This is a genomic window from Paraburkholderia sp. SIMBA_053 (assembly GCF_046534895.1).
GTDB classification, from domain to species: Bacteria; Pseudomonadota; Gammaproteobacteria; order Burkholderiales; family Burkholderiaceae; genus Paraburkholderia; species Paraburkholderia caledonica.
The window spans coordinates 1-233 of sequence record NZ_JAWRXU010001807.1 but is presented as its reverse complement, the minus strand read 5'-3'; the positions used below and the strand labels follow the sequence as shown (position 1 = coordinate 233).

The 233-nt window shown below is 63.5% G+C and carries 1 protein-coding gene; it reads right to left on the bottom strand.

Going from position 1 to position 233, the window contains the following annotated elements:
• The coding region (locus SB753_RS41745; protein ID WP_410805776.1) for an electron transfer flavoprotein subunit alpha/FixB family protein at window positions 1-233 on the bottom strand (233 nt) is incomplete at both ends.

The window sequence follows — 233 nt, the reverse complement described above, 5'->3', positions numbered from 1 at the left end:
ATTGCGACGATAACCTTCGAGTCCTTCATGCCAGCCAGATGCTGGATCGCGCCCGAGATGCCGACCGCGATGTAAAGCTGCGGCGCGACGATCTTCCCCGTCTGACCGACCTGATAGTCGTTCGGCACGTAGCCAGCATCGACGGCTGCGCGCGATGCGCCCATTGCCGCGCCGAGCTTGTCGGCCAGTGGCTCCAGCACTTTCGTGTAGTTCTCGCCGCTGCCCAGACCACG